Genomic DNA, 19690 nt, shown 5'->3' with positions numbered 1-19690 from the left:
ATCGTCCGTACTTTATCCCGTCATGCCTGCGAAAAGGCCTGCCCCTGTGTTCCCGCTGCCCGACGGGCAGCCTCACCAGAAGCGGCCAGTTGCGCCCGCGTTTCGGCATCCACCCGCTCGATGTGCGTGACATCATGGCGCAAATCATTACCGAAAGCCATAGACAGCGATTGCGCCCGCATCATGGCGGCTTCGACCGTTGCCGGAATGTCGAGGAATGCGATGCGGCCTTCAAGGAAGGCCTGCACCATCACCTCGTTAGCGGCATTATAGACGACCGGCATCAGCCCGCCGGCCTCCAGTGCCTCGCGCGCCAGCCTGAGCATGGGGAAGGCCTCGGTATCGGGCCGCTCAAAGGTCAGGGTCGAAAGGGCGCACAGATCGAGCGGCGGCGCAGACCAGCTATGGCGCTGCGGCCAGCCGAGGCAGTAGGAAATCGGCACGCGCATATCCGGCGGCCCCATCTGAGCCAAGGTCGAACCGTCGCTATATTCGACAAGGCTGTGTACGACGGATTGCGGATGGATCAGGACGTCGATCTGAGCGGACGGCATGTCGAACAGATAGGCCGCCTCAATCAGCTCCAGACCCTTATTGGCCAGAGAGGCGCTGTCGATGGTGATCTTGGCCCCCATCGACCAGTTGGGATGCTTTAGCGCCTGTTCGCGGGTGACGTGGGCCAGGTCTTCGCGCTGGCGCCCCCGGAACGGCCCGCCCGACGCGGTGAGGATCAGGCGGCGAATGCGCGCGCGCTCGGCCTCTTCAAAGACCTGAAAAATGGCATTGTGTTCCGAATCGACGGGCAGAATGCGCCCGCCCGCCGCCTCAGCGCGCAGGATCAGCGAGCGGCCACAACAGACAAGGCTTTCCTTATTGGCCAAAGCCACCGTGGCCCCCGTCCCGGCTGCCGCCCAGACCGGACGCAGACCCGCAATGCCGACGATGGCGGCCATCACCCAATCGACCGGACGCGCCGCAGCCGCTTCGACGGCCTCAGGACCGCAGGCGATCTCGATACCGGAGCCCTTCATGCGTTCGCTGAAATCGGCCCATTGCGAGGCATCGGACAGGACCGCCAGACGCGGCCGGAATTTCAACGCCTGCTCGGCCAGTAACGCCGCATTACGTCCGGCGCACAGGGCTTCCAGTTCGTAGTCTTCGCCGGGCGTCAGGGTTTCTTCGATCAGGTTCAGCGTTGACACACCGATGGAGCCGGTCGAACCGAGGATGGAGATACGCCTCATAGCTTGGTCCCCAGCATGACCAGCCAGCGGATACCGCCGATGGCGACGATCGCAAACATCAGCCCGTCCACCCGATCCAGCAAGCCGCCGTGGCCGGGGATCAGCGTGCCGGAATCCTTGACGCCATAGCGACGTTTGAGCATGGACTCCCACAAATCGCCGCCCATGGTGGCGAAGGCCACCAACAAACCGACGATCAGGGCCGCCGTACTCGACTGAAAGAGCTTGGTAATGTCGGCCAGCGTCCCGGCGGTCAGCATCCCGGCGATCATCCCGCCCGCAAAGCCTGACCAGGTCTTGTTGGGCGAATATTTGCGCCACAGCTTGGGTCCGCCCACCAGCTTACCGACCAGATAGGCCGCACTGTCCGCCGCCCAGGCGATCAGAAAGGCGAAAAAGACCCAATAGACGCCGTTATGCGTCTCACGCAGCCAGATCAGCACCAGAGCCGGCCAGCCTATGTAAAGGGCCCCGTAGGCGGCATCGAGGTGCGGTCCTTTCAGGTAGCGGAAATAAAAGCCCGCACAGATGGCGCCCAAGGCCAGTACCGCCAACCCCGCCAGCATGTTGAACAGATAGACGGTAAACACCCCGCCCAGAATGGCCAGACTGATGGCGACGGCCATGCGGCTCGACAACTGAGGGGCCGCCATCGCGCCCCATTCAATCGCCAGCAACGCCACCCCGACGCTGAGCAGCAGCAGAAAGGCCCAGTTGCCATAGGCGATAATCAACAACACAATCGGGATCAACACCGCCGCCGAAGCGATGCGAAACAGCAGTTCACGTGAGGATTTTTTCGGTTTCGCGTCAGACGGAAGCGACATCACTGGCCTCAACCGCGCCGAAGCGACGCTCGCGCCGACGGAATTCTTCCAGCGCCGCCTTCAGCGCCTCGCCGTCATAGTCCGGCCACAACACGTCCTGAAACACAAATTCGGCGTAGGCCGCTTCCCACAGCAGGAAGTTCGACAGCCGGTGTTCTCCGGACGTGCGGATCAGCAAATCCAGCGGCGGCAGGCCTGAGGTGGACAAAAGCCCGCCAAAGCGTTCCGCCGTCAGGTCCTCAAGCGCCGCTTCCCCCGCCTTCACTTGCCGGGCAAAGGTTTTGACCGCTTCAAGAATGTCCGCCTGCGCGCCGTAATTCAGGGCCACCTGCAGGAAGAAACGGTTATTGTGTTGGGTGCGCTGATGCGCCTCGTCCACACACTCACGTATATCGACCGGCAGCCCCGCCCTGTCGCCGATAATGCGAACGCACACCCCTTCGCGCGCCAGACGGTCAAGATCGGAACGGATAAAGGCCTTGAGCAGCCCCATCAGGTCGGACACCTCAGTCGCCGGTCGCCGCCAGTTCTCCGTTGAAAAGGCGAACACCGTCATATGCGTTACGCCCAGATGCGGCGCGGCCGTGATCGTCTTGCGCAACGCCTCCACACCCGCCTTGTGGCCGAAGGTGCGTATCTGACGGCGCGCCTTGGCCCAACGCCCGTTGCCATCCATGATGATGGCGACGTGCAGCGGCACCGGAGCGGCACCTGTACCGATATGATCCGGCCCTGAGGGCATAAAGGACGCTTTCCTGAAAATGACAGAAGGGGCAATACACACAAAAGCGCCCGGCTTTAGGCGCCGGGCGCGGCGCAGGTCCTTAGACCTGCATGATCTCCGCTTCCTTGACCTTCAGCATCTCGTCGATGCGCTTGATGGCCTCATCGGTGAACTTCTGGACCTCGGTGGTCATTTTTTTCTGTTCGTCTTCGGAGATCGCCGAGTCCTTTTCGGCCTTCTTCAGCTCGTCATTGGCGTCGCGGCGCACGTTGCGCACGGCCACACGCTTTTCTTCCGCGTACTTGCCGGCGATCTTGGCCAGTTCCTTACGGCGTTCCTCGGTGAGCGGCGGGATCGGCACGCGCAGGGTTTGACCGTCGGTGACCGGGTTCAGCCCCAGACCGGCATTGCGGATGGCCTTTTCGACCGATACGACCAGCCCCTTGTCCCAGACATTGACGCTGATCATGCGCGGTTCCGGCACCGAAATGGCGGCGCAAGACAGGATCGACATGGCGGAGCCATAGGCATCGACCGTAATGCCTTCCAGCAGTCCCGCCGAGGCACGGCCGGTACGCAGACCGCCGAAATCGTCCTTGAGCGCCGTCACGGACTTGTCCATGCGGTCCTTGTACTTATTGAGATCAGGCTTGCTCATCTTGGTATCTCTGTATTGGAGCGCTCTCCGGTAGGGTGGGTCCCGTCGGAAAGACGCGCGTTAGAACACTATTATACAGGCGTTCAGGCCTGCCCGGAAATGACCGTATGCACCCCCTGCCCCGTGATGACCTTACGCAGGCCGCCCGGTTCACGGATCGAGAAGACAACGATCGGAATGCCATTTTCGCGCATCAGCGACACCGCCGAGGCATCCATGACGCGCAGGTCCTTCGACAGAACCTCCATATAGTCCAGCGAGTCGTAGCGTGTCGCCGAAGCGTCCTTTTTGGGATCCGCCGTATAGACGCCATCGACCGACGTGCCCTTGAACAGGGCGTCGCAGCGCATTTCTGCCGCGCGCAGGGCCGCCGCCGTATCGGTGGTGAAATAGGGCGCCCCCAGACCGGCGGCAAAGATCACCACACGACCTTTTTCCAGATGGCGTTGCGCCCGGCGGTGCACAAAGGGTTCACAGACGGCATTCATTTGGATGGCCGACTGGACGCGCGTGCTGACGCCCAGCTTTTCCAGCGCATTCTGCATGGCCAGGGCGTTCATCACTGTGGCCAGCATCCCCATATAGTCCGCCGAGGAGCGTTCCATACCCACGGCCGCCTTGGACAGACCCCGGAAGATATTGCCGCCGCCGATAACCAGACACAGTTCGACACCCATACTGGCCACCTCGGCGACCTCTTCGGCCACCGCCTTGACGGTGTTCATGTCGATGCCGAACCCCTGCTCGCCCATCAGGACCTCACCGGAGATCTTGAGGAGAATGCGTTTATAGGTGGGGACGTCGGACGAAGACATGGAAGGCCCTTCGGATGAATCAGATCGGGGTAATGGCGTAGTGCCGCCTGCTCTAGCCGAGATTTCTCTCTTTGAACAGTCAAAGGGCGCAGACACCTTGCGATGCTGCGCCCTTAAACCGTGCATAGGTCGGGGAATCAAGCCACGGGCCGAGTTCCCATTTTTCGGATTAGCCTTGATTCATCATCGAGGCGACTTCGGCGGCGAAGTCATCGACCTTCTTTTCCACGCCCTCGCCGAGGGCGAGACGGGTGAAGCCGGTCACGGTGACGTCAGTGCCGAGCGCCTTGGCCGTGTCGGCGATCAGTTGCTTCACGGTCTGATCCGGGTTCATGACGAAGGGCTGCTCAAGCAGCACGACTTCGCGCTGGAACTTCGAGATCTGGCCGTCAACGATCTTGGCGATCATAGCTTCCGGCTTACCTTCTTCGCGCGCCTTTTCGGTCAGAACGGTGCGCTCACGCTCCACGGCGGCCGGGTCGAGGTCGTCAGACGACAGCGACAGCGGCTGGGTGGCAGCGATGTGCATGGCGATCTTGCGGCCCATGTCGTTCAGGGCTTCGGCGTCGCCAGCGGACTCAACGGCCACCAGAACGGCGATACGGCCCAGGTTCGGGGCAATCGCGTTGTGGATGTAGGACGACACCACGCCTTGCGAAACGCTGTGCTTGGCCATGCGACGGGCCACCATGTTTTCACCGATATTGGCGATCAGGTTGGTGATTTCGTCGTTGATAGCCGCTTGCACGCCTTCGATGTCAGCCGCGGCCAGACCGGCCTGAGCCGCATTGCGGGCCAGGTTCTGGAACAGCTCATTGCGCGACACGAAGTCGGTTTCGGCGTTGACTTCGACGGCCACAGCGGTGGTGCCCGAAGAGGCCACGGCCACCAGACCTTCGGCGGCGACGCGGTCGGCCTTCTTGGCAGCCTTCGACAGGCCCTTGGTGCGCAGCCAGTCCATCGAGGCTTCAACGTTGCCGTCGTTTTCCGACAGAGCCTTCTTGCAGTCCATCATGCCGGCGCCGGACTTTTCGCGCAGTTCCTTAACGAGAGCGGCGGTGATCTCAGCCATGGAATTCCTCCATAAATCTCTAAAAAGTTAACCCTCGGCGGCTCAATAGCCCGAGGGTATGACAAATACGTAACAACGGAGCCTGACCCCCGCTTCAAACGGTTGAAGCGGGATCTTTCATCAAGACCTGAATTTGCCTCCGCAAATCCAGCGGTCAGACCCCGTTGCCGGTAATCCTGAGCAGATTAAGCTTCGCCAGCGTCTTCGGCGATGAGCGCGGGCTCGATCGGGGCTTCCGAAGCGCCGAGGTCGATACCCGAAGCCGACTGACCCGCGGCCAGACCGTCGAGCACGGCGTCAGCGATCAGGTCGCAATACAGTTGCAGGGCGCGCGCGGCGTCGTCATTGCCCGGAACCGGGAAGGTGATGCCATCCGGATCGGAGTTCGAGTCGAGGATGCCGATCACCGGGATGTTCAGCTTGCGGGCTTCCTGAATGGCGATCGCTTCCTTGTTGGTGTCGATCACGAACATCAGGTCGGGGATACCACCCATGTCCTTGATACCGCCCAGCGACAGTTCCAGCTTGTCACGCTCGCGCGTCAGGGTCAGCAGTTCCTTCTTGGAACGGCCAACCGGGTTTTCCATGACCTGTTCCAGTTCACGCAGGCGCGCGATCGAACCCGAAATGGTGCGCCAGTTGGTCAGCGTACCGCCAAGCCAGCGGTGGTTGACGTAATACTGCGCCGAACGCTTGGCCGCGACGGCAACCGGACCGGCGGCCTGACGCTTGGTGCCGACGAACAGGACGCGACCGCCGTTGGCGGCGACTTCGCGCACCTTCAGCAGGGCCTGATGCAGCAGCGGCAGGGTTTGCGACAGGTCGATGATGTGGATGTTGGAACGCGAACCGAAGAGGTAACGCTCCATCTTCGGGTTCCAGCGGTGGGTCTGGTGACCAAAGTGCGCACCGGCTTCGAGCAGGGCGCGCATAGACAGTTCAGGCATAGCCATGAGTAGATTTCCTTTTCATTCCGATAGACCTCCGCGGACGAAAAAAGTGTCGGCAAGCCGAAACCTCGGAACGGTCGGATGAAGCCGGAGACTTTGAAAATCATTGAAATTCAAAGGCACGGACAACATCCCCCCGCGTATCCGCGTGTGAGATGGTGCGCAACTAGGCACAATCGACAAAAAAATCAAGAGATTTTAAGGAAAATTGCGCCCGAAGAGATAAGCACGGCGATCAGGCCGTTTTCGCTCCTCCTATACGTCTTCACAATATAGGACGCCATTCATCGTCTTCAAGGCACCGCGCAGGCTGGCGTCCAGACGATAGCGGTGCGGCATTTTCAGTTCGACCTCATGTCCGTCGATCTCGCTAAGGAGCGTGATTTCGCCGCCCTGCCCGCGCGCGGCATCCAATTGCATTTTAAAAGCATCCACATCAAAGCCGCGCGGGGATACGGTCAGGCGCAAACCCATATCGTCCGTTTTCAGGGCTCCGGCCATAGGTTCGGCGGACTCGCCAAACATACGCACTTCGCCGTCCGAGCCCTTGCAGCGCACCTTGAGCAGGATCGACTGACCGGGTTCCAGATGCTCACGGTATTTACGCAGGGCTTCCGGTTGGAACATCACCTCATATTCGCCGCTGGGGTCTGAGAGGTTGACGAAGGCGAATTTTTCCCCGGTGCGGGCCGAGGCGCGTTCCTGACGACGGCGCACCACCCCCGCCATGCGGAAGGCTTCGCGCCCTTCCTGAGCGAGCGCCAGCGCTTCGGCGTACAGGGTCACATTGCGGCGCTTGAACACATCAACCATGTCTTGCAACGGGTGCCCGGACAGATAGAAGCCGACGGCGGATAGTTCTTCGTCCAGCGCATCCGGCCCGGAGGCCCTGGGAATATTGGGCAGGCGCGGGCGCGACGAATCATTGGTGCCGAACAGGCTGACCTGCGCCGAGGCGCGCTCGGCGGCCATGCTCTGAGCGTGGGCGATCAGCAGATCGGCGCTCTGGATGATCTGCGCCCGGTTGGGGTGGATCGAGTCAAAAGCCCCGGCCCGCGCCAGATTTTCAATGGCGCGCTTGTTGACCGCCTTGGGGTCGATGCGTTCGAGGAAGTCGAAAATATCCTTGAACGGTCCGCCCGCCTCGCGCACCGCCACAACGCTGTGCATGGCTTCGAGACCGACGTTGCGGATGGCCCCAAGCGCGTACAGCACTTCACCATTTTCTACGTCGAAATCCGCCTTGGAGCGGTTGATATCGGGTGGTCGAATGGTCACCCCGAACTGCCGCGCATCCTGATAAAATACCGCCAGCTTGTCGGTATTGGTAATATCGAGGCTCATGTTGGCGGCGAAGAATTCGACCGGATGATTGGCCTTCAGCCAGCCCGTCTGGTACGAAATAAAGGCATAGGCGGCGGCGTGTGATTTGTTGAAGCCGTAGCCGGCAAACTTGTTCACCAGTTCGAAGATCGAGTCCGACTGCTTTTCGGGAACCCCCTTCTCCTTGGCACCGGAAATAAATCTTGCTTTTTGCAAGTCCATTTCCTCTTTCTTCTTTTTACCCATGGCCCGGCGCAACAGGTCGGCTTCGCCGAGGCTATAACCTGAAAGGATCTGGGCGATCTGCATCACCTGTTCCTGATAGATGATGACGCCGTAGGTTTCCCGCAGAACCGGCTCCAGAGAGGGATGGAGCATGTCGATTTCGGCGCGCCCGAACTTCCGATCGACATAGGTGTCGATATTGTCCATCGGACCCGGACGATAGAGCGAAATCAGCGCGGTGATTTCCTCGATGGAGCCGCAGCGCATCTTGCGCAGGGTGTCGCGCATCCCCTGACTTTCAAGCTGGAACACGCCGATCGACTGACCCGACGCCAGCAACTCATAGGTGGTCTTGTCATCCAGCGGCAGGGTGGAGAAATCGACCTCCAGCCCGCGCTTTTTCAGATAGTGCCAGGCGCGGTTCAGCGTGGTCAGCGTTTTCAGACCCAGAAAGTCGAACTTGACCAGACCGGCGCTTTCAACCCATTTCATATTGAACTGCGTCGCCGGAATGTCGGAGCGCGGATCGCGATATAGCGGCACCAGTTCGGTCAGCGGCCGGTCGCCGATCACTATGCCCGCGGCGTGGGTCGAGGCGTTGCGATACAGGCCTTCGAGTTTCAGTGCTGTATCCAGCAGCTTGGCAACGGACTCTTCCTCGTCGCGGGCTTCGCGCAGGCGAGGTTCGATTTCGACGGCCTGAGCCAGGGTGGTCGGGTTGGCCGGGTTGTTCGGCACCATCTTGCACAGACGGTCCACCTGCCCCAGCGGCAACTGCATCACCCGTCCGGTATCACGCAGCACGGCGCGCGCCTGAAGCGTACCGAAGGTGATGATCTGTGCCACCCGCTCGCGGCCGTATTTTTCCTGAACGTAGGTAATGACTTCTTCGCGGCGTTCCTGACAGAAGTCGATATCGAAGTCGGGCATGGAGACCCGCTCCGGATTGAGGAAGCGTTCGAACAGCAGACCAAAGCGCAGCGGATCAAGGTCGGTGATGGTCAGTGCCCACGCAACCAGCGAACCGGCCCCCGACCCCCGGCCCGGCCCGACGGGGATGTCGTGCGCCTTGGCCCATTTAATGAAGTCCGAAACGATCAGGAAGTAACCGGGGAAGCCCATCTTCTGGATGACGCCCACCTCCCGGTCGAGACGGGCCCAGTATTCCTCTTCGGGGAAGGCCGGCTCGACCTGTTGCAGACGCATTTTCAGGCCTTCGCGCGCCTGAAAGGCCAGTTCTTCGTCTTCCGAGCGCCCGGCGCCGGTATCGAAGCGCGGCAAAATCGGATCGCGCTTACTAACCAGAAAAGCGCAGCGGCGCGCGATTTCCAGCGTATTGTCACAGGCTTCGGGCAGGTCCGAAAACACCTCGCGCATCAGCAGCGGCGGCTTCAGCCAGTGATCCTTGGTCACCTTGCGCCGATCGGCCACGCCCATAAAGGTGCTGTCGGAAATACACAGCAGCGCCTCATGCGCCTTGAACATGTCACGGTCGGCAAAATAGGCGTCATTGGTCGCCACCAGCGGCACGTCATGCGCATAGGCGAATTGCACCAGACCGCTTTCCGCCGAATCGCCGCGGATACCGCCGTGCGGCGACCCGTCGTGCCGCTGAAGCTCGATATAGAAGCGGTCCCCGAAGGCCGCGTGCATGTCTTTTAGTGCGGCATTGGCTTCGTCGGGTTGATTTTGCCTGAACAGCGGGTTGATCGGACCGTCGGGACCACCCGAGAGCAGGATCAGGCCCTCGGCGCGTTTGACCACCTCTTCCCACAAGACATGCGGCTCGTCCGTCGCCTCAATATCGAGATAGGCTTTAGACGACAGCTCTGTGAGGTTGAGATAGCCCTGCTCGTTCTGAACGATCAGGACAATGGTCGGTATCTTCGCCCAGCGGTCGTTGAGGGCACCGCCTATACCCTTGACCGGCAGGGCGCAGGCGATAATGGGCTGCACGCCCGTATCCTTGCACACCTGAGAAAACTCGAGCGCGCCAAACAGGTTACCGCGGTCGCAGATGGCGATGGCCGGCATCTTTGCTTTGGCCGCCAGCTTGCCCATATCATAGGCCTTGATCGCACCTTCCAGAAGGGAATAGGCCGATCGTACCCGCAGATGGACAAAACCGTCGCTCATCTCAAAAGCCTCTCCGTACGGTTCACAGGGCGGCTACTGTCGGACGATTCACCCGATCAGCATAGCCGCCTGACAGACAAGCGCCACAAAAGCGGCAACGGCGGCGAAAGACAATACGTTATGGATAGCCAGCATGGTTTGTCCCCTGAAAGAACAGATGATCAATTCATGCTTTGTTCTACATTCTTATTTTGTTCCCCGTCAACACCCTTTTATCAACAGCGTGAACAAATCATGTATGTTGTTGATTTAAAACGATATAATTTTACAGGCTTCCTGGAACGGTTTCCACCAGACGGCCGTCTTTGAGGCTGACCACGCGGTCCATATGCCCGGCCAGTTCCAGATTGTGGGTGGCAATCAAGGCCGCGACCCCCTGCGCCTTGACGATCGTCCTCAGGGCGTTGAATACCTGTTGAGAGGTCTGGGGATCGAGATTGCCCGTCGGCTCATCGGCCAGCAGCAGGCGCGGACCATTGACCAGAGCGCGCGCAATGGCCACGCGCTGTTGCTCACCACCCGACAGTTGCGCCGGCTGGTGATCAAGGCGTTCGCCGAGCCCCAACTGCTCCAGAAGCCCCCTCGCCCGCGTTTCCGCCTGTTTGAGCGGCAGACCCAGCACGCGCTGCGGCAGGGCGACATTGCCCAGGGCCGTAAATTCCGGCAGCAGGTGATGGAACTGATAGACAAAGCCGATCTTGTGCAGGCGCGCGCGGGTCCGGGCGGCCTCGCTGGCGCGGGTAAAGTCTTCGCCGTCGATGGTCAGTTGCGCCTCTTCGGAGGATTCCAGCAAACCGATACAATGCAACAGCGACGACTTACCGGAGCCGGAGGGCCCGATCAGCCCGACCACCTCACCGGCGCGCAGGTCGAGATCGACGCCTTTGAGCACGTCCAGCGTGCGACCATCGGCGATGGGATAGGCGCGCACCAGGCCGCGCAGGGACAGAACCACATCATTCATAAGCCCATTATTCATATCTCAGGGCCTCCACGGGTTCGAGCTTGGACGCCCACAGGGCCGGGAACAGGGTGGCCACGCAGGTGGCGATCATCGAAAAGCCAACGATAATCAACACTTCGGTCGGTTCGACCTTGGCCGGTATATAGGCCAGGTAATAGACCTGTTCATTGAAGACCTTCACATTGAAGAGGGCTTCGACGATCTGCTGAATCGGCCGGATAAAGATGCAGAACAGAGTGCCGATGGCGACGCCCAGCACCGTGCCGGTGGCCCCGATAATAGCCCCCGACAGGAAGAATATCTTGGTAATCGACGTACGATCCGCGCCTAAGGTGCGCATGATGGCGATATCGCGCGTCTTGTTCTTCACCAGCATGACGATGCCGGAAATAATGTTCATGGCGGCAATCAGCACGATCAGCATCAGGATCAGGCGCATCACGTTGCGTTCGACCTGAAGCGCGTTCCACAAGGGCGCATTGCGCTGCGTCCAGTCGAGCAGAACAGCCTTATCCCCCGCGGCCTTGCGAAAAGCCGGGTAGTAGTCTTTGATATTGTAGGGGTCTTTCACCTTGATTTCGACGGCGTCCCACTCGTCTTCGCGGTCGAAGAAGAGTTGCGCCTGCGGTAACGGCATGAAAACAAAGGCCGCGTCCAGCTCCGACACACCGCTTTTGAAGATGCCGCCCACCACATAGGGCTTACGGCGCGGCATGGCCCCGAAGGCGGTGCTGCCCGATGGCGACAACAGCGTCAGTTCGTCCCCGACGCGGACATTCATCTGGCTGGCCAGACCTTCCCCGATGAGAATAACGTCACCGCCATATTCGCCCACGCCAAATCCATCCAGCGAGCCGGACTTGATATTGTCGCGGATGATCGGTGTGTTTTTCAATGCGGCCACATCGACGCCGCGCATATAGGCCAGACCCGCCTGCGAAAACGGCCCTTGCGCCAGACCCGGCGATTCCACGTAGGGCGAAGCTTCGATGACGCCCGGAATGGCGCGCAGACGCTTAAGCATGGCGTCGCGGCCGTTCCAGTCTGTCAGGGGTTCACCGGCCACAAACTGATGGCCATTAAAGGCCAGCACGCGCGACATCAACTCGTCGCGAAAGCCGTTCATCACCGACATGACGGTGATCAGCACGCCCACGGCCAGCGTGATGCCGATAAAGCTGATGATGGCGATGAGGGCGATGCCGCCGTCCTTGCGCTTGGTGCGCAGATATCTGAGCGCCAGATCGGTTTCCCACGCGGAGAAAGAAAACAGCGACAACAGCCCCTTCATCATTTTGCCTTGGTCAGTTGGTCAAGGACGGCATCGAAGGCCGCCGTGTGACGTTCGCCCGTGGCGCGGTGCTTGATTTCAACCTGACCTTCGGCAATGCCCTTGGGCCCGATGATCAGTTGCCACGGAATACCGATCAGGTCCATCGAGGCGAACTTAGCCCCCGGACGGTCGTCCGTATCGTGATAAAGCACATCGCGCCCGGCGGCCGTCAGCGCCTTATAGGCCTTGTCGCAGGCCGCATCGCAGGCTTCGTCGCCCACGCGCAGATTGATCAGGGCCACATCGAACGGCGCGACGCTTTCGGGCCAGATGATGCCCGCCTCGTCGTGGCTGGCTTCGATAATGCCGCCGATCAGGCGCGACACGCCGACGCCGTAAGAGCCCATGTGCACATTGACCTGCGCGCCGTCGGGACCGGAGACCTTGGCCCCCATCGGTGCGGAGTATTTCTCACCGAAATAGAAGATGTGGCCGACTTCGATGCCGCGCGCCGACAACTGCTTGTCCGCCGGAACGGCATTAAAGGCCGCCTCGTCGTGCATTTCCTCGGTTGCGGCGTAAAGCGACGTGCGCTGATCGACCAGCCCTTGCAGATCGTCCCAGTCCACATCGGCACCAGGAGCCGGCATATCGACCAGATCCTTATGGCAGAAGACCGCGCTTTCACCGGTGTCGGCAAGGATGATGAATTCGTGGCTAAGGTCGCCGCCGATCGGGCCGGTGTCGGCGCGCATCGGCACCGCCTTCAGGCCCAGACGGCTGAAGGTGTTGAGATAGGCGATGAACATGCGGTTATAGGCCTTGCGCGCCGAGGCCTCGTCGATGTCGAACGAATAGGCGTCCTTCATCAGGAACTCACGGCCGCGCATCACGCCGAAGCGCGGGCGCTGTTCGTCGCGGAACTTCCACTGGATGTGGTAGAGGTTCATCGGCAGGTCCTTGTAGGACTTGACCGTGCCACGGAAGATTTCCGTGATCATTTCCTCATTGGTCGGGCCGTAGAGCATTTCGCGTTCATGACGGTCCTTGATGCGCAGCATTTCCTGACCGTAGTCGTCATAGCGACCCGACTCGCGCCACAGATCGGCCAGTTGCAGGGTCGGCATCAGAAGCTCAACCGCACCGGCGCGCTGCATTTCCTCGTGCACGATCTTTTCGATCTTGCGCAGCACCCGCAGACCCAGCGGCAGCCAGGCATAGATACCGGCGGCCTCCTGACGGATCATGCCGGTACGCAGCATGAGACGGTGCGAGACGATCTGGGCTTCGGAAGGATTTTCCTTAAGCAGCGGAAGCAAATAGCGCGACAGGCGCATGGGCAGGGAACCTTGGGATTGCGGCAAACTGGCCCTGTACTAGCCAGCTTCGCCGTCATTGATCAATGCTAAAAAGGCGGAAATAGGACGGGCCGATCAGGCCGCAGGGATTTCCGGCAGCGGAATGAGGCCAAACTGCACGATGACCATAACAATGGCCCACACCACCACGGCCACGACCGTGTTGATCAGCAGCTTCTTTTTGAGATTGTGGAAGACCGGCGCGCCGGGGTCGCCGCCGTCCTTCGTCTCGATACCGGCTTCGTGATGGCTCACATTGCCAAACGGCAGAATGGCAAACAGAGTCACCCACCAGATCATCAGAAGAATGGCAATGCTGGTCAGAGGTCCCATTACGACGCCTTGTCCTTATCCGTCACATCGGGGGAAGATTGGTCCTTTTTGCGGAACATCGTCAAGCCGCCAAACACCACAAACAGGAGGATAAAGGTCACCCAAGGAAAGCCGCCCTTATATTCAGAGGTTTCAGCCTTTTCCGCCACCGGTGCCACCGAAGCGACAGGAGACGCTGGCGCGGACTGGACAAAAACCGGCGCAACCGTGAGGGCCAGAGCGAGCCAAACGGCTTTCATATCAAAGCAGTCCGGCGGTTTCTTCGAGGCCGAGGACGAGGTTGAGATTCTGCACCGCCGAGCCCGACGCCCCTTTGCCCAGATTGTCGAACACCGCCACCAGATTGGCCGTATCGCCGTCTTCCTGACCAAAGACGTGGATCAGCAACTGATTGGTGTCGCGTAAGGCATCGCCATTGACGGACGTCGCCGCCGCGGTCTCTTCGGGCGAAGCGACGCGCACAAAGGGTTCACCGGCATAGTGGGCGCTGAGGATGTTGTAGATGGTGGGCAGGTCAGGCGCATCCGGCAGGGCCCACAGGTGCAGCGGCACCTCGACAATCAGGCCTTGCGCAAAATTGGCGACGGTCGGCGAAAAGATCGGCGCGGTTTCCAGCCCGGCATAGAGCTGCATTTCCGGCAGGTGCTTGTGCGTCAGGCCGGTGGCATAGATGCGTTCGCGCCCCTGCCCGCTTTCGAACTCCGCAATCATCGCCTTACCGCCGCCGCTATAGCCGGTCAGCGACGTGGCCACCATCGGAAAGAAGGGCGGCAGGACGCCCAGCTCGACCAGAGGCCGCGTCAGGGCAATGAAGCCGGTGGCGTGGCAGCCGGGATTGCTGATGCGCTTTGAAGCCCGGATCAGATCGCGCTGATCCTCGGTCATTTCGGGGAAGCCGTAGGTCCAGCCCTCAGCGACGCGGTGCGCCGTCGAAGCGTCAATCACCACCACGTCCGGGTTTTCGATCAGGGCGACAGCTTCTTTAGCGGCCTCATCGGGCAGACAGAGGATGACGGCATCGGCGGCATTGAGCGCTTCGCGACGGGCCTCGGTGTCCTTGCGGCGATCATCGCTCAGGCGGATCAGGTCGATCTCCGGGCGCTTTTCCAGCCGCTCGCGGATTTGCAGACCGGTGGTGCCGGCTTCGCCGTCGATGAAAACCTTATGGGACATGATACGCTCCTTGGTCAGCGGACGAAAGATACCCCACCCCCACATCTCGCTTGCTTCGCAAGCTCGTGCGGTCCCCTCCCCAACACGTTGGGGAGGTATGAAGTCAGAGCGTCTTATTGGGAAAACAGCCCTGAAAAAAGCAAAAAACACCCGTCGGGCTGCCCCGAGGGTGTTTTTCTCCGTATTCCGGAAGGGGGCACTTGGGGGAAACGACGTTTCCCCCAAGACCTCGATTAACGCTTCGAGAACTGGAAGGAACGACGAGCCTTGGCGCGGCCGTACTTCTTACGCTCGACGACACGCGAGTCGCGCGTCAGGAAGCCAGCCGCCTTCAGCGCCGGGCGCAGGGCGGGCTCATAATAGGTCAGAGCCTTCGACAGGCCGTGACGGATGGCGCCGGCCTGACCCGACAGACCCGAACCGTGGACCGAGACGATGACGTCGAATTGCGACGCACGGTCGGTCAGGTTCAGCGGCTGAGCGATCATCATGCGCAGAACCGGACGCGCGAAATAGACTTCCTGCGCGCGGTCATTGATGATCCACTTGCCCGAACCCGGCTTGATCCAGACGCGGGCGACGGCGTTCTTACGCTTGCCGGTGGCATAGGCGCGGCCGTACTTGTCGAGTTGCTGAACGCGCTCAACCGGCGCATTTTCAGGGTTCGACGACAGGGAAGCGAGGGCTTCGAGGCCTTGAGCTTGAACTTCAGACATTCTTAGACGCTCCGGACGTTCTTGCGGCTCAGGGCCTTGAAGTCGATGACTTCCGGCGATTGAGCTTCGTGGGGGTGCTCCGAACCGGCGTAGACACGCAGGTGGGTCATTTGGGCGCGGGCCAGCGGCGATTCCTTGGGCAGCATACGCTCAACCGCCTTGGTCAGGACGCGCTCAGGGTACTTGCCGCTGAGGATCTGACCCATGGTGCGCTGCTTGACGCCGCCGGGGTGACCGGTGTGCCAGTAGAAGATCTTGTCCGTCAGCTTCTTGCCGGTGTAGTGCACCTTGTCGGCATTGATGACGATGACGTAGTCGCCGGAATCGACGTGCGGCGTATAGTCCGGCTTGTGTTTGCCGCGAAGACGCATGGCGATGAAGGAAGCCAGACGGCCGACAACGGCGTCCTGGGCGTCAATCACGATCCACTTCTTCTCGACATTGGCGGGCTTGAGCGCCGCGGTCGCAGAGGTAAGCATGGGAGATTCCTTTGGTGAAATCCGGGTTTGAAACGGGTGCTTCCCGCCGTGACAGACGCCACCGCCGGAAAAGTCGGGAGCGTATAGACGAGGCAAATGGCCGCGTCAACAGTTATTTTTGACAAAAATTGAGACAGACAATTGTTTTTATTGGGGTTTTTGAATTGGGTATCAAATTACCGTATCAAATCGTCATAATTCTGTGCTCGCTTGTCTTTACATAAGCCCCATCCGATTCCAAACGGTATTGTCCCTTACGCGCAAAGGTGTTTCCATGTCGCTGTCCCGCCGCACCCTCCTCTCTTCGTCTCTGGCCACCTCTGCGGCCTTTACCGGCATGGCGCTGTGGATCAGCAAGGCCGCCGCGGCCCACCGCCTGACCGAAAATGCGCCCGACACCTATGTCAATCAAATCGAAGGCTATGGCCCGCTGGTGAAGGACCCCAACGGTATCGCCGACCTGCCCTCTGGCTTCTCCTACCGCATCTTCTCGCGTCAGGGCGAAACCATGAGCGACGGCCTGATCGTGCCGGGTAAGCACGATGGCATGGCCTGTTTCCCGCACGGCCCGGACACGGTGCTGCTGGTGCGTAACCACGAAATCAAGCACAGCCTCAGCAAGATGGGCCCGTTCGGCGCGCAGAACGAACTGTTCGGCAAGGTTGAGGCGGCCAAGGTCTATGACTTCGCCCCCGACGGTCGCCCGCTGCACGGCGGCACGACCACGCTGGTCTATAATATCAAGGAACAGAAGCTGGTCAGCCATCACCTGTCGCTGGTTGGCACCTCGACCAACTGCGCGGGCGGCCCGACGCCTTGGGGCTCGTGGCTGACCTGCGAGGAAAGCTCGCAAAAGGCCCCCAACGGCGTTGGCAAGGACCACGGCTACGTCTTCGAAGTGCCGGCGCGCGCCGATGGCCTCGTCAAGGCCGAACCGATCAAGGCGATGGGCCGCTTCGAGCACGAGGCCGTGGCCGTCGATCCCAAGACCGGCATCGTCTATCTGACCGAAGACGCTGGGGACTCGGCCTTCTATCGCTTCATCCCCAAGGTGCCGGGCAAGCTTCTGGAAGGCGGCAAGTTGCAGGCGCTGGTCATCAAGGGCAAGCCGCACGCCCTGACCGATAATAAGACCGCCATCTTCTGGCAGCAGGGGGACTGGTTCGAAAGCGAATGGGTCGATCTCGACGAGGTCGAAAGCCCCAATAACGATCTGCGCACCCGCGCCCACGCCAAGGGCGCGGCCCAGTTCGCGCGCGAAGAAGGCATCTTCTTCGGCGAGGGCGAGCTTTACTTCACCTGCACCTCCGGCGGTCCCGGTGAAAACGGCCAGATCATGCGCTATGTGCCCAGCCCCCACGAAGGCACGCCTCAGGAGGCCCGCGCCCCCGGCCGTATCCAGCTCTTTGCCGAGCCGAACAACGACCTGCTGTTCGACTATGTGGACAATATCGTCGTCTCGCCGCGCGGTCAGCTCTTTGCCTGCGAAGACCGCTATTCCGACACGCTGAAAAACCACCTGAAGATCATCACCCGCGAGGGCAAGGTCACCACCTTCGCCCGCAATGCCGAACCGACCAATTCAGAATGGGCCGGGGTGTGCTTCTCGCCCGACGGCTCAACCATGTTCGTCAACCTGCAAAACCCCGGCTGGACGCTGGCCATCACCGGCCCGTGGGATCGGTTCAGCACGGAAGCCGTCAAGAGGTAAGAAAGACGTGGGGCCTGCGCTCAAACAGCGAAGCGGTAGCGCACTTCAAAGCCCCCGCACCCCATCACTGGGTGTTTAAACAGCGAACATCGGTGCGTGTTTGACGTTAAAAAGGTGGGGCTTCGCCCCCAAACAATCCTTCCCTCACACGCTGTATCTCAGTTTGAGCGCGGATAGGTGTGGGGTGCAGGGGCCTGTGGCCCCTGCGTCTTTACTCACCCTAGAAATTCCGCCGGCGGAAGTCGCGATCGGCGCGGGCGACCTTCCACAGCAGCAGGGTGGCCAGAATGAGCAGCCCGACGGCGCCCAACTGATGCAGAAGGCCGAAGGCAATGTGCACATTGGTCCACAGGGTCGCGACGCCGAGGGCGGCCTGACACCAGACCAGCACACCGAAGGCGGCGGCGATCAGGCGCATACCGTCATCGAGGCAGCGCCGCCACAGCCACAGGACCAGAGCCGTGGCGTAGAGCAGCAGGATATAGGCATTGAAGCGGTGCAGGACCTGCACCATGCCCTGATCGTGGACGAACACGTGCCACAGGCCTTTGGAGTAATCGACAAAGGGCACGATGCGCCCGCCCATCAGCGGCCAGTCATTATAGACCAGCCCGGCATCGTTACCGGCGACCAGCGCGCCCAGCATGGATTGCAGGAAGGTCAGGCCAAAGAGACCGGCGACGGCGGCGACCCATCCACCGGGCGCGCCATGCCCGCGCGATTGGCCGTGAAGGGCTTCGTTGGCCGTCCATATGGCAAAGATCATAATGACCAGGGCCAGACTGAGGTGTGTCATCAGGCGTTCGGGGGCGACGTCGATGCGGTTGGCCAGCCCCGAATGCACCATCCACCAGCCAATCGTCCCCTGCACGCCGACCAGCCCGACGAGTAAGGCGCAGCGCCAGATCAGGCGCTGCGGAATGGCCTGCATAAACAGGAAGACAATAAAGGGGATCAGGACCGCGGCACCAATCAGGCGACCCAGCAGGCGATGACCCCACTCCCACCAGAAGATGAATTTGAACTGCTCCACGGACATGTTCGCATTCACCTGCTTGTACTGCGGTATCTGCTGGTACTTGGTGAATTCTTCGGCCCATTGGGCGTCATTCAGCGGCGGCACTACGCCGTGGATGGGCTTCCATTCGGTGATCGACAGGCCTGAGCCGGTCAGGCGGGTGGCGCCACCGACCATAACGATCAGCACGACCATAGCGGCCACGATAGAGAGCCAGATGGCCACGGAAGGAGATTTGAGCGGAAGCCTCACCGTTACGCCTCACTGAAAAATAATTGTTGGGTTCCGTCGGGCGGACCTGTTCAACTGCGGCGAAATAACCTGTAATAGGCATTGGCCGTGCGTTTTGATTTGCCCACAGGGAGGGGTGAAATTCAAGCGATGCGCGACGGAAAAATGTGAAAGGTTCCACAAATGGGTGTTCAGGACTGGATTCTGGCCGGTATGACGGGGTTCATCGTCGGTTGGATCGCCAACAACCTGACCAGGAGCCGCTATAGCGCCATCATCAATATGTTTGTGGGCATTTTCGGGGCGATCCTGATGACGTTTTTCATCCATATTCTCGATATTTATCCGGATCGCTTCTACACAACGCTCCGAGCCGCCGGCGCGGGCTCGGCCGGTCTTCTGGCGCTGTTTCACCTGACGCGCGCCATCGAAAAAGTGAACGTCAAGAAGTGAGGCGGGT

At 60.5% G+C, this 19690-nt stretch carries 19 protein-coding genes; 2 read left to right on the top strand and 17 right to left on the bottom strand.

Annotated features, from left to right (window positions below):
* Window positions 1-20 precede the first annotated feature (20 nt).
* The 16 genes from dxr to rplM form a co-directional block, all read right to left on the bottom strand.
* Entirely contained in the window at window positions 21-1244 is a 1224-nt protein-coding gene (dxr, locus tag EM6_RS13880; RefSeq protein ID WP_126423737.1) for a 1-deoxy-D-xylulose-5-phosphate reductoisomerase, read from the bottom strand.
* Window positions 1241-2071 carry a phosphatidate cytidylyltransferase gene (locus EM6_RS13875; protein WP_126423736.1) on the bottom strand — a complete coding sequence of 277 codons (831 nt, stop codon included), beginning with the start codon at window positions 2069-2071 and terminating at the stop codon, window positions 1241-1243. Before EM6_RS13875 ends, dxr begins: the two co-directional genes overlap by 4 nt.
* The gene (gene uppS, locus EM6_RS13870) at window positions 2055-2813 is read right to left on the bottom strand and encodes a polyprenyl diphosphate synthase (protein WP_126423735.1); all 759 of its coding nucleotides are present in this window, start codon (window positions 2811-2813) and stop codon (window positions 2055-2057) included. Before uppS ends, EM6_RS13875 begins: the two co-directional genes overlap by 17 nt.
* A gap of 82 nt (window positions 2814-2895) precedes the next feature.
* Window positions 2896-3453, bottom strand: coding sequence for a ribosome recycling factor (gene frr / locus EM6_RS13865; RefSeq protein ID WP_126423734.1), 558 nt, complete (start codon window positions 3451-3453; stop codon window positions 2896-2898).
* 83 nt (window positions 3454-3536) lie between these two features.
* The gene (pyrH, locus tag EM6_RS13860) at window positions 3537-4268 is read right to left on the bottom strand and encodes a UMP kinase (RefSeq protein ID WP_126423733.1); all 732 of its coding nucleotides are present in this window, start codon (window positions 4266-4268) and stop codon (window positions 3537-3539) included.
* A gap of 169 nt (window positions 4269-4437) precedes the next feature.
* Window positions 4438-5340 (bottom strand): translation elongation factor Ts, encoded by a 903-nt coding sequence (gene tsf / locus EM6_RS13855; RefSeq protein WP_126423732.1) that lies wholly within the window; start codon window positions 5338-5340, stop codon window positions 4438-4440.
* A gap of 185 nt (window positions 5341-5525) precedes the next feature.
* Window positions 5526-6293, bottom strand: coding sequence for a 30S ribosomal protein S2 (gene rpsB, locus EM6_RS13850; protein WP_126423731.1), 768 nt, complete (start codon window positions 6291-6293; stop codon window positions 5526-5528).
* Window positions 6294-6545: 252 nt separating this feature from the next.
* A complete protein-coding gene (gene dnaE / locus EM6_RS13845) occupies window positions 6546-9974 on the bottom strand; it encodes a DNA polymerase III subunit alpha (RefSeq protein WP_126423730.1) in 3429 nt (1142 codons plus the stop codon).
* A gap of 265 nt (window positions 9975-10239) precedes the next feature.
* Window positions 10240-10938, bottom strand: coding sequence for an ABC transporter ATP-binding protein (locus EM6_RS13840; RefSeq protein ID WP_126423729.1), 699 nt, complete (start codon window positions 10936-10938; stop codon window positions 10240-10242).
* Window positions 10939-10945: 7 nt separating this feature from the next.
* Window positions 10946-12229, bottom strand: coding sequence for a lipoprotein-releasing ABC transporter permease subunit (locus EM6_RS13835; RefSeq protein ID WP_126424155.1), 1284 nt, complete (start codon window positions 12227-12229; stop codon window positions 10946-10948).
* Window positions 12229-13548 (bottom strand): proline--tRNA ligase, encoded by a 1320-nt coding sequence (proS, locus tag EM6_RS13830; RefSeq protein ID WP_126424154.1) that lies wholly within the window; start codon window positions 13546-13548, stop codon window positions 12229-12231. Before proS ends, EM6_RS13835 begins: the two co-directional genes overlap by 1 nt.
* A 96-nt stretch (window positions 13549-13644) precedes the next feature.
* On the bottom strand, window positions 13645-13902 hold the full coding sequence (locus EM6_RS13825) for a DUF1467 family protein (RefSeq protein ID WP_126423728.1): 258 nt from the start codon (window positions 13900-13902) through the stop codon (window positions 13645-13647).
* Window positions 13902-14141: a hypothetical protein gene (locus EM6_RS13820; protein ID WP_126423727.1), complete on the bottom strand. Its 240-nt coding sequence runs from the start codon at window positions 14139-14141 to the stop codon at window positions 13902-13904. Before EM6_RS13820 ends, EM6_RS13825 begins: the two co-directional genes overlap by 1 nt.
* A 1-nt stretch (window position 14142) precedes the next feature.
* Window positions 14143-15075 (bottom strand): N-acetyl-gamma-glutamyl-phosphate reductase, encoded by a 933-nt coding sequence (gene argC / locus EM6_RS13815; protein ID WP_126423726.1) that lies wholly within the window; start codon window positions 15073-15075, stop codon window positions 14143-14145.
* Window positions 15076-15308: 233 nt separating this feature from the next.
* Window positions 15309-15791 (bottom strand): 30S ribosomal protein S9, encoded by a 483-nt coding sequence (gene rpsI, locus EM6_RS13810; protein WP_013480297.1) that lies wholly within the window; start codon window positions 15789-15791, stop codon window positions 15309-15311.
* A 2-nt stretch (window positions 15792-15793) separates the two neighbouring features.
* Entirely contained in the window at window positions 15794-16270 is a 477-nt protein-coding gene (gene rplM, locus EM6_RS13805) for a 50S ribosomal protein L13 (RefSeq protein WP_126423725.1), read from the bottom strand.
* 274 nt (window positions 16271-16544) lie between these two features.
* Here rplM and EM6_RS13800 point away from each other — a divergent pair, with 274 nt between their 5' ends.
* Window positions 16545-17981 (top strand): alkaline phosphatase PhoX, encoded by a 1437-nt coding sequence (locus EM6_RS13800; protein WP_126423724.1) that lies wholly within the window; start codon window positions 16545-16547, stop codon window positions 17979-17981.
* A 220-nt stretch (window positions 17982-18201) separates the two neighbouring features.
* On the opposite strand, the gene EM6_RS13795 is transcribed toward EM6_RS13800, so the two are convergent.
* A complete protein-coding gene (locus EM6_RS13795) occupies window positions 18202-19194 on the bottom strand; it encodes a COX15/CtaA family protein (RefSeq protein ID WP_232037182.1) in 993 nt (330 codons plus the stop codon).
* 219 nt (window positions 19195-19413) lie between these two features.
* On the opposite strand from EM6_RS13795, the gene EM6_RS13790 reads away from it, so the two are divergent.
* Entirely contained in the window at window positions 19414-19683 is a 270-nt protein-coding gene (locus tag EM6_RS13790) for a transglycosylase (protein WP_126423722.1), read from the top strand.
* The last annotated feature ends 7 nt before the right edge of the window (window positions 19684-19690 follow it).

It is taken from the genome of Asticcacaulis excentricus (assembly GCF_003966695.1).
Taxonomy (GTDB): domain Bacteria; phylum Pseudomonadota; class Alphaproteobacteria; order Caulobacterales; family Caulobacteraceae; genus Asticcacaulis; species Asticcacaulis excentricus_A.
Note: the sequence above shows the minus strand (reverse complement) of the source record. Positions and strands in the feature narration are given on the sequence as shown.

Bases quoted from the DNA above. Each gene is read 5' to 3' on its own strand.
- EM6_RS13820 (WP_126423727.1), bottom strand. From the start codon at position 14,141: ATGAAAGCCGTTTGGCTCGCTCTGGCCCTCACGGTTGCGCCGGTTTTT.
- EM6_RS13800 (WP_126423724.1), top strand. From the start codon at position 16,545: ATGTCGCTGTCCCGCCGCACCCTCCTCTCTTCGTCTCTGGCCACCTCT.
- EM6_RS13790 (WP_126423722.1), top strand. From the start codon at position 19,414: ATGGGTGTTCAGGACTGGATTCTGGCCGGTATGACGGGGTTCATCGTC.
- tsf (WP_126423732.1), bottom strand. From the start codon at position 5,340: ATGGCTGAGATCACCGCCGCTCTCGTTAAGGAACTGCGCGAAAAGTCC.
- argC (WP_126423726.1), bottom strand. From the start codon at position 15,075: ATGTCCCATAAGGTTTTCATCGACGGCGAAGCCGGCACCACCGGTCTG.
- rpsI (WP_013480297.1), bottom strand. From the start codon at position 15,791: ATGTCTGAAGTTCAAGCTCAAGGCCTCGAAGCCCTCGCTTCCCTGTCG.
- rpsB (WP_126423731.1), bottom strand. From the start codon at position 6,293: ATGGCTATGCCTGAACTGTCTATGCGCGCCCTGCTCGAAGCCGGTGCG.
- uppS (WP_126423735.1), bottom strand. From the start codon at position 2,813: ATGCCCTCAGGGCCGGATCATATCGGTACAGGTGCCGCTCCGGTGCCG.
- pyrH (WP_126423733.1), bottom strand. From the start codon at position 4,268: ATGTCTTCGTCCGACGTCCCCACCTATAAACGCATTCTCCTCAAGATC.
- frr (WP_126423734.1), bottom strand. From the start codon at position 3,453: ATGAGCAAGCCTGATCTCAATAAGTACAAGGACCGCATGGACAAGTCC.
- EM6_RS13795 (WP_232037182.1), bottom strand. From the start codon at position 19,194: ATGGTCGTGCTGATCGTTATGGTCGGTGGCGCCACCCGCCTGACCGGC.
- EM6_RS13875 (WP_126423736.1), bottom strand. From the start codon at position 2,071: ATGTCGCTTCCGTCTGACGCGAAACCGAAAAAATCCTCACGTGAACTG.
- EM6_RS13840 (WP_126423729.1), bottom strand. From the start codon at position 10,938: ATGAATGATGTGGTTCTGTCCCTGCGCGGCCTGGTGCGCGCCTATCCC.
- EM6_RS13825 (WP_126423728.1), bottom strand. From the start codon at position 13,902: ATGGGACCTCTGACCAGCATTGCCATTCTTCTGATGATCTGGTGGGTG.
- EM6_RS13835 (WP_126424155.1), bottom strand. From the start codon at position 12,229: ATGAAGGGGCTGTTGTCGCTGTTTTCTTTCTCCGCGTGGGAAACCGAT.
- dxr (WP_126423737.1), bottom strand. From the start codon at position 1,244: ATGAGGCGTATCTCCATCCTCGGTTCGACCGGCTCCATCGGTGTGTCA.
- proS (WP_126424154.1), bottom strand. From the start codon at position 13,548: ATGCGCCTGTCGCGCTATTTGCTTCCGCTGCTTAAGGAAAATCCTTCC.
- rplM (WP_126423725.1), bottom strand. From the start codon at position 16,270: ATGCTTACCTCTGCGACCGCGGCGCTCAAGCCCGCCAATGTCGAGAAG.
- dnaE (WP_126423730.1), bottom strand. From the start codon at position 9,974: ATGAGCGACGGTTTTGTCCATCTGCGGGTACGATCGGCCTATTCCCTT.